The sequence below is a fragment of the Nonomuraea sp. NPDC049607 genome, assembly GCF_040675375.1.
Classification (GTDB): domain Bacteria; phylum Actinomycetota; class Actinomycetes; order Streptosporangiales; family Streptosporangiaceae; genus Nonomuraea.
On the sequence record NZ_JBFAOV010000016.1, the window covers coordinates 194,987 to 207,637 of the forward strand.

The 12,651-nt window shown below is 71.4% G+C and carries 13 protein-coding genes; 9 read left to right on the top strand and 4 right to left on the bottom strand.

Annotated elements, in window-relative coordinates; translation table 11 throughout:
* Positions 1-96 precede the first annotated feature (96 nt).
* On the bottom strand, positions 97-282 hold the full coding sequence (locus AB0J97_RS29240) for a hypothetical protein (RefSeq protein WP_364094195.1): 186 nt from the start codon (positions 280-282) through the stop codon (positions 97-99).
* A gap of 87 nt (positions 283-369) precedes the next feature.
* On the opposite strand from AB0J97_RS29240, the gene AB0J97_RS29245 reads away from it, so the two are divergent.
* The 8 genes from AB0J97_RS29245 (at position 370) to AB0J97_RS29280 (ending at position 8,180) form a co-directional block, all read left to right on the top strand.
* Positions 370-1,086, top strand: coding sequence for a GntR family transcriptional regulator (locus AB0J97_RS29245; RefSeq protein WP_364094201.1), 717 nt, complete (start codon positions 370-372; stop codon positions 1,084-1,086).
* A gap of 189 nt (positions 1,087-1,275) precedes the next feature.
* Positions 1,276-1,578 carry a hypothetical protein gene (locus AB0J97_RS29250; RefSeq protein ID WP_364094204.1) on the top strand — a complete coding sequence of 101 codons (303 nt, stop codon included), beginning with the start codon at positions 1,276-1,278 and terminating at the stop codon, positions 1,576-1,578.
* A gap of 69 nt (positions 1,579-1,647) precedes the next feature.
* Positions 1,648-4,158: a DNA translocase FtsK gene (locus AB0J97_RS29255; protein ID WP_364094208.1), complete on the top strand. Its 2,511-nt coding sequence runs from the start codon at positions 1,648-1,650 to the stop codon at positions 4,156-4,158.
* Between the two features lie 77 nt (positions 4,159-4,235).
* Positions 4,236-5,000 (top strand): helix-turn-helix domain-containing protein, encoded by a 765-nt coding sequence (locus AB0J97_RS29260; protein ID WP_364094211.1) that lies wholly within the window; start codon positions 4,236-4,238, stop codon positions 4,998-5,000.
* A 58-nt stretch (positions 5,001-5,058) separates the two neighbouring features.
* A complete protein-coding gene (gene rimO, locus AB0J97_RS29265; RefSeq protein WP_357694298.1) occupies positions 5,059-6,468 on the top strand; it encodes a 30S ribosomal protein S12 methylthiotransferase RimO in 1,410 nt (469 codons plus the stop codon).
* Positions 6,465-7,037 (top strand): CDP-diacylglycerol--glycerol-3-phosphate 3-phosphatidyltransferase, encoded by a 573-nt coding sequence (gene pgsA, locus AB0J97_RS29270; RefSeq protein WP_357694296.1) that lies wholly within the window; start codon positions 6,465-6,467, stop codon positions 7,035-7,037. Before rimO ends, pgsA begins: the two co-directional genes overlap by 4 nt.
* Before the next feature lie 8 nt (positions 7,038-7,045).
* Positions 7,046-7,537, top strand: a complete 492-nt coding sequence (locus AB0J97_RS29275; protein WP_364094215.1) for a CinA family protein — start codon at positions 7,046-7,048, stop codon at positions 7,535-7,537.
* A gap of 286 nt (positions 7,538-7,823) precedes the next feature.
* Positions 7,824-8,180: a helix-turn-helix transcriptional regulator gene (locus tag AB0J97_RS29280; protein ID WP_357694659.1), complete on the top strand. Its 357-nt coding sequence runs from the start codon at positions 7,824-7,826 to the stop codon at positions 8,178-8,180.
* Here the strand turns inward: AB0J97_RS29280 and AB0J97_RS29285 are convergent.
* The 3 genes from AB0J97_RS29285 to AB0J97_RS29295 all read right to left on the bottom strand — a co-directional run bounded on the left by AB0J97_RS29285 (position 8,177) and on the right by AB0J97_RS29295 (position 11,364).
* Positions 8,177-8,956 (bottom strand): DNA-formamidopyrimidine glycosylase family protein, encoded by a 780-nt coding sequence (locus AB0J97_RS29285; protein ID WP_364094218.1) that lies wholly within the window; start codon positions 8,954-8,956, stop codon positions 8,177-8,179. The two genes, AB0J97_RS29280 and AB0J97_RS29285, sit on opposite strands and share 4 nt — an antisense overlap.
* Positions 8,957-9,034: 78 nt before the next feature.
* A complete protein-coding gene (locus AB0J97_RS29290; RefSeq protein WP_357694290.1) occupies positions 9,035-9,484 on the bottom strand; it encodes an Rrf2 family transcriptional regulator in 450 nt (149 codons plus the stop codon).
* An 8-nt stretch (positions 9,485-9,492) separates the two neighbouring features.
* Positions 9,493-11,364, bottom strand: a complete 1,872-nt coding sequence (locus AB0J97_RS29295) for an endonuclease/exonuclease/phosphatase family protein (RefSeq protein ID WP_364094222.1) — start codon at positions 11,362-11,364, stop codon at positions 9,493-9,495.
* Positions 11,365-11,453: 89 nt separating this feature from the next.
* Here AB0J97_RS29295 and AB0J97_RS29300 point away from each other — a divergent pair, with 89 nt between their 5' ends.
* A complete protein-coding gene (locus tag AB0J97_RS29300) occupies positions 11,454-12,635 on the top strand; it encodes an ROK family transcriptional regulator (protein WP_357694286.1) in 1,182 nt (393 codons plus the stop codon).
* Positions 12,636-12,651: the final 16 nt, after the last annotated feature.

A 12,651-nucleotide genomic window follows, 5' to 3' on the forward strand; every position in this document is an offset into this window, starting at 1 on the left:
GGGCGCGACCGCCGACGGCACCCGCTGGATCCACAGCGGGCGGAAGGCGCGCGCCCGCGGGCAGCACCAGCAGCGCCGAGGCCAGGCCGCCCAGGCTCACCGGCCGCCGCTCGGCCGGACCGAGCCGGCGGTCGGGCAGCACCACCCAGAGCACGTGAGCCGCAGGTCGGCGACGAGCCGGGCGTCCTCGGGGGTGAGGGTGTGCGGTTGCGCCGAGCGGTAGGGCACGTCCGGGCGCAGGGACGTCTCGATGGCGACGTCCCGGAGGTTCAGGAGGGGCATGAGTCATATATATGAGTGGGCGGTCTGCGGGAAGACCGCCCGCATGTGGCCGAAGGGTGAACCCTGCGGCACCTCTAAGGTGTTCACGTGCCACGACAAGCCCGCTACCGGGAGATCGCCCGACTCCTCGGCAGGTCCATCGAGTCGGGCGAGCTGGCGCCGGGCGAGCGCCTGCCGACCGAGGGCGCGCTCGCCGAGCGCTACGGCGTCCACCGGCTGACCGCCCGCCAGGCGATGGTGGAGCTGCGCAAGGCCGGCCTGGTCGAGACCCGGCAGGGGCTCGGGAGCTTCGTCAGGCGGGCGCCGCGCCGCATCGAGGTCTCCATCGACCCCGAGACGCGCCGCCACCGCCCGTCGGACATCGCGGGCCTGGCGAGCATGGCGGGCGTGTTCGGCGGCGGTGAGCGGGTCGTGGAGCGCTCCGAGGCGGCCCATCCGGCGGTGGCCGGCCACCTGCGGCTGCCCGGCGGCGTCGTGCACGAGATCACCACCCTGCTCGGGACGGCCGAGCGGCCCTGCGTGCTCAGCCGCTACCGCCTGGCCCCCGAGCTGGCCGGGCTGCGCCTCGACGCCAAGGCGGGCGTGCTCGTCTCCCTGGAGGCCGCCGGCCACCCCTACCGCTACGCCTGGCACGCCATCTCGGCCGAGCCCGCCGACCTGCACGACCAGAGCATGCTGGAGATGCAGGCGGGCGAGGCGGTGCTGGTGCGGGAGGGGCTGCTCACGCACGACGGGCGGCCCCTGTGCCATGTCGAGCGGCGCTGCCGCGGCGACATGATCTCGTTCGTCACCCGATATGACTGAGCAGCACCTCGGTGTCCAGCTCGTAGACCGGCGGCGCGGCCGACAGCGGCACGAGCGTGGCCGGCGCCCCTGAGGGGCCGAGGTCCACGCGGGTGAACGCCTGGAGCGGCAGCGGCCGGCACGAGTCGCACGTCCGACCCCGCCGGCATGCGGGCCGGCCGTTCGGGCTCGCGCAGGCCGATGCCGTCCATGAGGGGCAGCACGCTGGGGATCGGCGGGTGGTGCGGCACCAGCACGGTGCCGTCGGGGGCGGGCGTGGCGAGCGTGTCCGCCGGCCAGGCCCGTCCGGAAGGCGGCGCGCTCGTCGTGGTTGCCCATCGCGGTCACGACGACCGCGCCGAGCGCCCGCGCGGCCTGCCCGACCGCGTCCTCCAGCAGCTGTGCAGCGGCCCCTCGGGCACGACATGGACGGTGGTGAGATGGATCAGCGTGTACGTCATGACCGAACGATGCGCGGCGCCACTGAACGTGATCAGTCATCTATATGAATAGAACAGGACATTTCGGGCGCACGGCGCGTCTCCGCGCGTGCGGCGGCGTCTCCGACGTACCTTTGGCATCATGGCCACCCGTACGCCGAAAAGCGCATCGAAGGGGCCGGCGAAGCGGTCGACCTCGCCTCGATCGACCCCCGCGAAGCGGCCGGCCACGGCGGCGGGGCGACCGAGGGCGAAGGCCGCGAGCTCCGGCCGCAAGTCCTCCGTGACCCATCCCGACCCGATCAGCTGGGTCTTCACGATGGTCGGCAAGCTGATCGTCGGGCTGTGGATGCTGCTCGCCAACGGCATCGGCAGCACCGCCCGCGCGCTCGGCAAGAACGCCCGCGAGCTCGACCCCGCCCACCGGCGCGACGGCGTGGGCCTGTCGGTGCTGGCCGGCGCGATCGTGCTGGCCGCGATGACCTGGCGCAACCCCGAGGGCACCGTCTCGGGCGTCGTGAACACCGTCGTGCACGCCGTGTTCGGCTCGCTGGCCTGGGCGCTGCCGCTGCTGCTCGGCCTGCTGGCCTGGCGCTACCTGCGCCACCCCGACCAGAACGCCGACACCGGCCGCATGGTCATCGGGTGGAGCGCGCTCATGGTCGGCGTGCTCGGCGTCATCCACGTCGCCAACGACACCCCCTACCCCGCGGGTCAGGGTCAGGGCATGGACAAGGTGTCGGCCGCCGGGGGCATGATCGGGTTCATCGTGTCGGCGCCGCCGATGAGCATCCTGCCGTCCTGGATCACGATCCCGCTGCTGCTGCTCCTGTCGGGGTTCGGCGTGCTGGTGATCACCGCCACGCCCGTCCACCGCATCCCCGAGCGGCTGTCGGAGCTGCGGCACATGCTGTTCGAGCGGCACGCCGAGCCGCTCGCGTCCCGGGAGCCGGCCAAGCGCAGGCCGCGGACGAAGAAGGCGGAGACCGAGGTCGCCGAGACGGTCAAGCCGTATGACACGCCGGTCCTCGCCGAGAAGGACAAGCTGGCCGACCACTCGCCGGAGATCGTGCCGGGGCTCGTCGACGGGCCCGCGGACGAGGAACAGCCCGTGCCGGAGCGCAGGCCGGAGCCGCCGGAGCCGACGCCCGCGCCGCGCAAGGTCGAGCAGCTCGTGCTGTCGCCGCAGGCGGGGCCGTACAGCCTGCCCGACCTGCAGTTCCTCAAGCCCGGCACCGCGCCCAAGCCGCAGACCAAGGCCAACACGACCGTGGTCAACGCGCTGACCAGCGTGCTGGAGCAGTTCACCATCGACGCCCAGGTGATCGGCTTCACCCGCGGCCCGACGGTCACCCGCTACGAGATCGAGCTGGGCCCCGCGGTCAAGGTGGAGAAGGTCACCGCCCTCACCAAGAACATCGCCTACGCCGTCAAGTCGGCCGACGTCCGGATCCTGTCCCCGATCCCCGGCAAGTCGGCGATCGGGGTCGAGATCCCGAACGCCGACAAGGACCTGGTGGCGCTCGGCGACGTGCTGCGCTCCCAGGTGGCCCAGGCCGACCACCACCCGATGATCGTGGGCCTGGGCAAGGACGTCGAGGGCCGCACGATCGTGGCGAACCTCGCCAAGATGCCCCACCTGCTCATCGCCGGTGCGACCGGCGCGGGCAAGTCGGTCTGCGTCAACGGCCTCATCACCAGCATCCTCATGCGCTCGACCCCCGACGAGGTGCGCATGGTGCTGGTCGACCCCAAGCGCGTCGAGCTCAGCGTCTACGAGGGCATCCCCCACCTCATCACGCCCATCATCACCAACCCGAAGAAGGCCGCGGAGGCCCTGGAATGGGTCGTGGGCGAGATGGACCGCCGCTACGACGACCTGGCCGCCAGCGGGTTCCGGCACGTCGACGAGTTCAACAAGGCCGTGCGCGCGGGCAAGCTCGTGCCGCCGCCGGGCAGCGAGCGGGTCTACCAGCCGTACCCGTACCTGCTGGTCATCGTGGACGAGCTGGCCGACCTCATGATGGTGGCCCCGCGCGACGTCGAGGACTCGATCGTGCGCATCACGCAGCTCGCCCGCGCGGCCGGCATCCACCTGGTGATCGCCACCCAGCGGCCCTCGGTCGACGTCGTCACCGGCCTGATCAAGGCCAACGTGCCGTCCAGGCTGGCCTTCGCGGTGTCGTCGCTGACCGACTCGCGGGTCATCCTCGACCAGCCCGGCGCCGACAAACTGGTCGGCCAGGGTGACGCGCTGTTCCTGCCGATGGGCGCGAGCAAGCCCATCCGGATCCAGAACGCGTACGTCTCGGAGAAGGAGATCGCCGAGATCGTCACGCACTGCAAGGAGCAGATGCAGGTCGAATACCGCGACGACGTGGCCGCCGCGCCGGTCAAGCGGGAGATCGACGAGGAGATCGGCGACGACCTCGACCTGCTGATCCAGGCCGCCGAGCTGATCGTGACCACCCAGTTCGGCTCGACCTCGATGTTGCAGCGCAAGCTGCGCGTCGGCTTCGCCAAGGCCGGACGGCTGATGGACCTGCTGGAGAGCCGCAACGTGGTCGGCCCCAGCGAGGGCTCCAAGGCCCGAGAAGTCCTGGTGAAACCGGACGATCTGCCTGGCCTGCTGGCCGACCTGCGTGGCGAATGACCCCAATGCACGGGTCCACGGCGATAACTGATTGAATATGAACCACTACGCACTGTCGTGGTGGGGAGGCGTTCGCTGTGCAGGAACAGAGCATCGGGGCCATGCTGGCAGCGGCCAGGCAGGCGGCGGGATTGACGGTCGCGCAGGTCAGCGCGGCCACGCGCATCAGAGAAACGATCATCAACCGCATCGAGCAGGAAGACTACGACCAGTGCGGGGGCGCCTTCTACGCCCGCGGCCACGTCAAGGCCATCGCCAAGGTCGTCGGCCTCGATCCGGAGGCCACCGTCCATTTGTTCGACCAGCAACACGGCGGGGCGCCGCAGCCCGTGCGCGCGGCCGCCGTGTTCCAGGCCGACCGCACGCTCGCCCTGCGCGAGCGCCGGGGGCCCAACTGGACGATGGCGCTCGGCGTGGCGCTGGCCGTCGTGGTGGTGTTCGGCACGGTACGGGTGCTGGGCGGTGCGAGCGACCAGGTGCGCACCGCCGACGTGCACGCCATCACGCCCAGGCCGAGCGTGCCGCCGAACACGCCCATCACCGAAGGGCCCCGCGCGGCGGCGGCCAAGGCCAAACCGGGCAAGAACATGGTGACCTTGAAGATCAAGGCCAGGCGTACGTCGTACGTGAACGTGCGCGACGGTCAGGGCCGCATGCTCTTCGCCGGGATGTTGCAGGAAGGCGACAGCTCGACCTGGCAGGCCGCGGACAGGCTGAGCCTGCTCCTCGCCGACGCCGGAGCGGTGTCCTTGCAGGTCAACGGCAAGAAGGTGGACAAACTCGGTGGCCGGGGGGAGATGGTGAGCCGCTCGTTCGGCCTCGCCACGTCGCCTCCGCGGTAGTCCGGCGGGGAGGCCGTGCATCAGGTGGTGGCCAACTCCCGATACCGTAGTGTTCACCATGTCATCCCGCCGAACCGCATCGCTGATCACTCTGGGCTGCGCGCGCAACGAGGTCGACTCCGAGGAGCTGGCCGCGCGACTTGAGGCTGCCGGCTGGCAGCTGGGCGACGACGACCCCGACGTCGTCGTCGTCAACACGTGTGGCTTCATTGACTCGGCCAAGAAAGACTCCATCGACACGCTGCTCGCCGCCGCCGACACCGGGGTCAAGGTGGTGGCCGCGGGCTGCATGGCCGAGCGCTACGGCAACGAGCTGGCCGAGGCCCTGCCCGAGGCGAGCGCCGTCATCTCCTTCGACGACTACACCGAGATCGGCGGCCGGCTCGACGACGTGCTGGCCGGGCGACCGCTCAAGCCGCACACGCCGCGCGACCGCCGCACGCTGCTGCCCATCTCGCCGGTCGAGCGCGGGAGCGCGCCCAAGACCGGCATCCCGGGCCACGGCGAGCTGCCCGACGGGCTCGCGCCCGCCAGCGGCCCGCGCGTGCTGCGCAAGCGCCTCGACGAGAGCCCGGTCGCCTCGCTCAAGCTGGCCTCCGGCTGCGACCGGCGCTGCACGTTCTGCGCCATCCCGGCCTTCCGCGGCGCCTACGTCTCGCGCAACCCCGACGAGCTGCTCGCCGAGGCCGACTGGCTGGCGCACCGGGGCGTGCGCGAGCTCGTCCTGGTCTCCGAGAACTCCACCTCCTACGGCAAGGACCTGGGCGACCTGCGGGCGCTGGAGAAGCTGCTGCCGCAGCTCGCCGCCGTCCCGGGCATCGACCGGGTGCGGGTCAGCTACCTGCAGCCCGCCGAGCTGCGGCCGGGCCTGATCGACGTCATCACCACCACCGAGGGCGTGGCCGACTACTTCGACCTGTCCTTCCAGCACGCGAGTGGGAGCGTCCTGCGGCGGATGCGCCGCTTCGGCGACCCCGAGCGGTTCCTGGGCCTCCTGGAGAGCGTGCGCAAGGGCGCTCCCGAGGCGGGCGTGCGCTCCAACTTCATCGTCGGCTTCCCCGGCGAGACCGAGGAGGAGTTCGGCGAGCTGGTCGGCTTCCTGGAGAAGGCCAGGCTCGACGTGATCGGCGTGTTCGGCTACTCCGACGAAGACGGCACCGAGGCGGCCAACCTGCCCGGCAAGCTCGACCAGGAGGTCATCGACGAGCGCGTTCGCGTGCTCACCGAGCTGGCGGAGGAGCTGACCGCCCAGCGCGCGGAGGAGCGCATCGGCACGGAGGTCGACGTGCTCATCGACGACGACCTGGGCGACGGCGGCTACGAGGGCCGGGCCGCCCACCAGGGCCCGGAGGTCGACGGCTCGGTGACGGTCCAGGGCATCGGCCTGGTCAAGGGGCAGATCGTGCGCGCGGTCGTGGTCGACGCCGAGGGGGTTGACCTGATCGCGCGCATCAAGGCCAGTCCATGACCAGGGACGAGCGCCGCGTGGTAAGCCCGTGGAACATCGCCAACGTCCTCACGGTCCTCCGGTTGGTGCTCGTCCCCTTCTTCGTCGCATGCCTGTTCCTGCCCGGCACCGGCTGGCGGCTGGCCGCGCTGGGGGTGTTCGGGATCGCCTCGATCACCGACCATCTCGACGGCGAGCTGGCCCGGCGCTACGGGCTGATCACCGATTTCGGCAAGATCGCCGACCCGATCGCCGACAAGGCGCTCACCGGGGCGGCGCTGGTGTGCCTGTCGATCCTCGACGAGCTGCCGTGGTGGGTGACGCTCGTGATCCTGGGCCGCGAGCTGGGCATCACCCTGCTCCGGCTGGTCCTGCTGCGGCACGCGGTCATCCCGGCCAGCTACGGCGGCAAGGTCAAGACCGTGCTGCAGATCGCCGCCATCGTGCTCTACATCCTGCCCGGGGTGCCGGAGCCGCTGCGGTGGGTGGTGATGGGCGCGGCGCTGGTCGTGACGGTCGTGACGGGCGGCGACTATCTCGTACGGGCGGTAAAGCTGCGCCAGGTGGCCAGACGGGCGCGTGGGGAGTGATCTGAGCGATGGCGGACGTGGCCGAGGTTCTGGCCCTGCTGGTGCGGCAGGAGGCCACCGTGGCGGTGGCCGAGTCGCTGACGGGCGGGCTCATCGGGGCCGCGTTCACCTCGGTCCCGGGGGCGTCCAAGGCGTTCAGGGGCGGGGTGATCTCCTACGCCACCGATCTCAAGCACGACCTGCTGGGCGTGCCGGACGAGCTGCTTCGGCGCGAGGGGGCCGTGCATCCCGAGGTGGCCGCGGCCATGGCCAGGGGGGTCGCCCGGGTGTGCGGGGCCGGCTACGGGCTGGCCGTGACGGGCGTGGCCGGCCCCGAACCGCAGGACGGAAAGCCCGTGGGGCGGGTGTACGCCGCCGTCCACGGTCCCGGCGGGGAGAACTCGGTGCGGGAGTTGACCTTCGAGGGGTCGCGTGAACGTATCAGGGTAAGGACGGTGCACGAGGCAGTCGATCTCCTCGCAGGTGTGCTGAAGGCTAACAAAGGGGAACATTCCGGATGATTACCGTGTTACGTCCCGAGCGAACATGCGAAGCACGGTCTGACGCGGTGTCGGTGGATACGGGTACGGTGGAGCTGTGAGTGAGGTCCGTGAGCCAACTGCAAGCACCGAGCGCCCGGCAGGCGGGCCTGATGAGTCGCGCGACCAGGCACGAGCGGCAGACCCGGGGCGGCGACGCCCCATGATGACGGCGAGGAGTATGTACGAAGCCAAGAAGACCAATGTGCGGCACGATCCGATCGCGCGGGGCGTGGTGAAGACGTCCACGCCGGGGAGGGAGCGACAGATGATTCTGCTGCGTCAGCTGCTCGGTGACGTGCTGAGGCGGTTGCGGGTGCGTCAGGGGCGCACGCTTCGCGAGGTGTCCACGCTGGCGCGTGTCTCGCTCGGCTATCTGTCCGAGGTCGAGCGTGGCCAGAAGGAAGCCTCGTCCGAGCTGCTCGCGTCCATTTGCGGTGCCCTCGGAGTGCCGCTCTCGCAGGTTTTGCGTGAGGTTTCCGACCAGTTCGCGCTGGCGGAGCTCCAGGCCACTCCTGTTCTGGCCGACGTTCCCGAGCACGAGCGCCTGCCCCTTGCCGAGACGGTTCCCGGGTCGATCGGCGACACCGTGTTCCCCGAGGTCAAGGACATGGTGGCGGCCTAACGCGGCTGGCAGCCACCACACCACAGGATGAGCCTTTCCTGTGGCTGTGCCCCCATCTCCCCGCGGCTGATGCGCGTGCCGCATCGGCGACAGGGTCTCCCTGCCCTGCCATAGACCCAGGTCTGGTTCGCCGGGCGGCGATCACCTGTCGTCACCGTGCCGCCATGCCCCTTGTTGGCCTCCAGCAGCCGGTGGGCCAGCGTGACGAGCCCTTCGAGATCCTCGATCTCCCCGACCTTCTTCCACGGCCAGATCCCGCGCAGGAACAGGGTCTCGGCGCGATAGATCGTGCCGATCCCCGCCAGGTTGCGCTGATCGAGCAGCGCTTCACCGATCGTCCTGTCCGGCACCCCTCGTAGCCTTCGCACGGCCTCGCCCGGATCCCAGTCGGCGCCCAGCAGGTCAGGCCCCAGGTGCCCCACCAGCCGCTCCTCGTCGGCGGTCGTGACCAGGTCGACCATGCCGAGCTTGATCCCCACCGCCTGCCACTGCTCGTTGGCCAGGATCAGCCTCACCTGGTCTCCGCCGGCCGTGCGCCGCCCCGCGGGCATGACCCGCCAGCTCCCGTCCATGCGCAGGTGCGTGTGGACCGTCAGGCCGCCCTCGATCCGGGTCAGCAGGTGCTTGCCCCTGGAGACGGTCGTGAGCACCGTACGGCCGGTCAGGTCGGCGGTGGCGTGCCGCGGGACCCGGAAGTCCGATCTGGTCAGCACACGGCCGTCGAGCGCGCCGCGCAGGCGCGCGGCGGTGCGATAGACGGCGTCTCCCTCGGGCATCCCTCCAGTCTAGGTACCGCCTCCGGGCCTTCACGATGGCCACGGGCCGAGGGCGCCCGCTGTGCCGCCCGGTGGAGGTCAGTCCCAGGCGGCGGGGTCTGCGGCGAGCTGCCGGACGCGCTCGGGAAGGCTTCCCGTGGCGACCTGTTCGAGCGTGACCTCCTCCAGGATGGCCCGCTCGGTGGCCCGCAACGCGATCCACACCTGCTGCAACGACTCCGCCGGACCTCGGTAGCCGACGTGTTCGGGACGCTCGCCGCGCACGTTCGCCAGCGGCCCGTCAACGGCCCTGATCACGTCGGCGAGCGAGATGTTCGCGGCGGGCCGGGCCAGCACGTAGCCGCCCTCGGGACCCCGTTGGCCGCGCACGAGACCCGCGCGGCGCATCTGGAGCAGGATGTTCTCCAGGTACTTGGGAGGCATGTCCTGTTCCTTGGCGAGTTCACCCACAGTAGTCGGGCCCGTGCCGGCTGCGGCGAGTTCGGCGGCGGCACGGAGGGCGTAGTCGACACGAGCGGAAAGGCGCATGTTCTCGATTATCCCTCCTGGTCAACACTGGTTAGGCGCAAGGTCGTCAGAACGGGCAGGTGATCCGAATAGGGCAAGCGCGGCACCTGCCCGGAAATCGCGGTCAATCCCTGGGTGAGCAGCACGTGGTCGATGCGCTCCTTGGGGGCGTCGGCGGGCGAGGTCGGCGGGTCCCCGAACGCGGTCAGCGGGTCGGTCAGCCCGGCCGCCTTCAGCACCTCCATGGCCGGGTCGGTGGGCCGGGTGTTGAGGTCGCCCGCCAGGATCACCGGCCGCTTGACCTGCTCCCCGGCTCCGGCGGCGCGGTGCCCGGCCTCGTCGGCGTCCCGGCCGACGGCCAGGGCGCGGGCGATCGCGGCCACCTCCGGCGCCTGGCCCTCGGGGGCCTGCAGGTGGGTGTTGACGATGCCCACCTCCTTGCCGCCGACCTCCAGGACGATCGCCTGGGCCTGGGCTCCCGTCGGGTAGTCGTGCGCGCCCAGGGGATAGGAGTGCACCTGCCTGACCGGGAGGTTGGTGAGCAGGGCGTCGCCCCACACGTTGTCGCCGGCCGGGGCGAAGTGGTAGCGCATGCCGAGGCCGCGGGCGATCCTGGCCAGGTCGTCGTGGCCGCCGTTCAGCAGCCAGCCGCGGTCCACCTCGCTGAGCAGCACGACGTCGGGCTTCTGGGCCGCGGCCCAGGACGCGATCTTGTCGAGCGACAGGCGGCCGTCCAGGCCGTAGCCCATGCGGATGTTGTAGGTGATCAGGGTGAAGGTGTCGCCCTGCTTGGCCCGTACGGGCGGCGCGGACGGCGCCCCGAGCGTCACGAGCCCCACCAGCAGGACGACGAAGGCCACCGGCAACCAGCCGAGACGGACCGTCGCGACCGGCCGCGGCGAGTGCCGGACCAGGGCCGTGACCACGCTGAGGGCGGCGACCAGCACCGCCACCGCCACGAGGACCAGGCCGTTGGGGAAGCCGAGGTTCATGTCGTAGGCCGCGTAGTAGACGAACAGCCCGACGAAGAAGACCAGCCCGCCGCCGAGCACGGCCACGCCGGGACGCCGTCCGGAGGGATGGTCCGGCCGCGCGGTTCCGGCGAGCAGGGCGCCGAGCCAGCCGATCATCAGCACGGCGAAGTAGGACGCCGTCAGGGTGAGGACCAGCGTGAAGGCCACCAGCACGACCCCGGCGATGAGGTCGAAGACCGGGGACAGCGGTGGATGGGGGGCCTGCACGACGACCATGACCAGGACGACGGCGAGTACCCCGGTCCCCGCCAGCACCTGCCACAGGTCGGTCGGGCTCGCCACGGGCTTGGCCCAGCCGGTGGCGGCCACGCCGGTCAGCAGCATCGCCGGGCCGAGCAGGAACCACGTCAGCGTGGGCGCGCGGTCCACCTCGGCCTCCGGGGGGCGTACGAGGCCGAGGAAGGCGGCGCAGAGGGACAGCGCCGCCAGCCACGGGACCAGGCCGTCGCGCCAGACCAGATCCACGCCGTCCAGCAGCAGATGGACGGTCAGCGACAGGCTCAGGCCGCCCATGACGCCCACGGGGACGGCCCGTCGCGGCACGGTGTGGGCGCAGCCGTACAGGAAGACCAGACCCGCGGTGACGCCGGCGGAGGCGACGTAGAGCTGGCCCACCCCCGCCTGCAGCAGGATCCTGGTGAGGACCAGCGCCGCGGCGCCGCCGAGCAGAGCGTGGCGCGGCTTGGCTAACAGCGCGAGGAAAGGCAGGATGAACCAGGCGGCTGCGTAGAGGCCCATCAGCTCAGGCGGTGTCTCGCCCGCGCGGCCGAACAAGGTGATCAACGACGGGAGGAAGACCCTCAACACGTCCAGCAGCAGCACGAGGCCGAGCGCGAGCATGATCGCCGGGCCGCGGAGGATGGTCATGAGGCATCCTCGTGTTCGGCTCCGATGATATGCAAGAGCACGGGCGCTAAACTTCCAACAACCTTTTCGATTTGACGGTGGGAATCAGCGTGGAGCGTCGTCCTGGTGTGCCCAGACTTCTCCGGGAGATCAACGATCGGGCCGCACTGGAGCTGTTGCTGGCCACCGGCCCCATGACGAGGGGGCAGATCGGCGACCTGACCGGTCTGTCCAAGGTGACCGCCTCCCAGACGCTCGCGCGGCTGGAGGAGCGTGGCCTGGTCGAGGTGGTGGGCGCCCAGGCGGGCGGCAGAGGGCCGAACGCGGCGCTCTACTCGGTCATCCCCTCAAGCGCCTATGTGGCCGGTCTGGAGGTCGGCCCCGAGCTGATCTCGACCGCCGTGGCCGACATCCACGGCCGTACGATCGCCGAGGTCACCGTCGACCCCGGCGGCCACGACGACCCGGTCGCCGCCGTGCACGGCGCGATCGTCAAGGCGTGCCGCAGCGCCAAGGTCAGCCTGGCCAGGCTGCGCGGCGTGGTGATCGGCACCCCTGGCGTGGTCGACCCGCGCAGCGGCGACGTGCGTTTCTCCTTCGACCTGCCCGGCTGGCACGAGGGCATCCACGAGGCGCTCGCCGGCGACCTGCGGCGCGAGGTGACGATCGAGAACGACGTGAACCTCGCCGCCCTCGCCGAGTACGCCGACGGGGCAGCCAAGGGCGTCGACGACTTCGTGCTGGTGTGGGCGAGCCGCGGCCTCGGCATGGCCGTCATGCTGGGCGGCAAGCTCCACCGGGGGCGTTCGGGCAGCGCGGGGGAGATCGGTTACCTGCCGGTGCCGGGCGTTCCGCTGCCGGAGGACATCCGTACCAAGCCGGGCCGGCTGCCCTCGCTGGCGGGCGGCCTGCAGTCGCTGGTCAGCGCCGAGGAAGTGGCCGAGCTGGCCCGCGGCTACGGCTTCACGGCCGAGAGCGCCCGCGAGTGCGTCGAGGTCGCGGTGGCGGCCGGGTCCCGCGGCGAGCCGATGCTCGACGACATCGCCCACCGGCTGGCGCTGGGTGTGGCGGCGGTCTGCGTGATCCTCGACCCGGGGCTGGTCGTGCTGGCCGGGGAGGTGGGCCACGCCGGGGGATCCGCGCTGACCTCCAGGGTGGAGGAGGCCGTGGCGCGGATCTGCCCGGTGCGGCCGCAGGTGGTCACCACGGCGGTGGCCCATGCGAACCCGGTGCTGCGCGGCGCGGTGCTGGCCGCGCTGGACCAGGCGCGCGAGGAGCTCCTCGCGCCCTGATCCGGCGGGGGCGTGG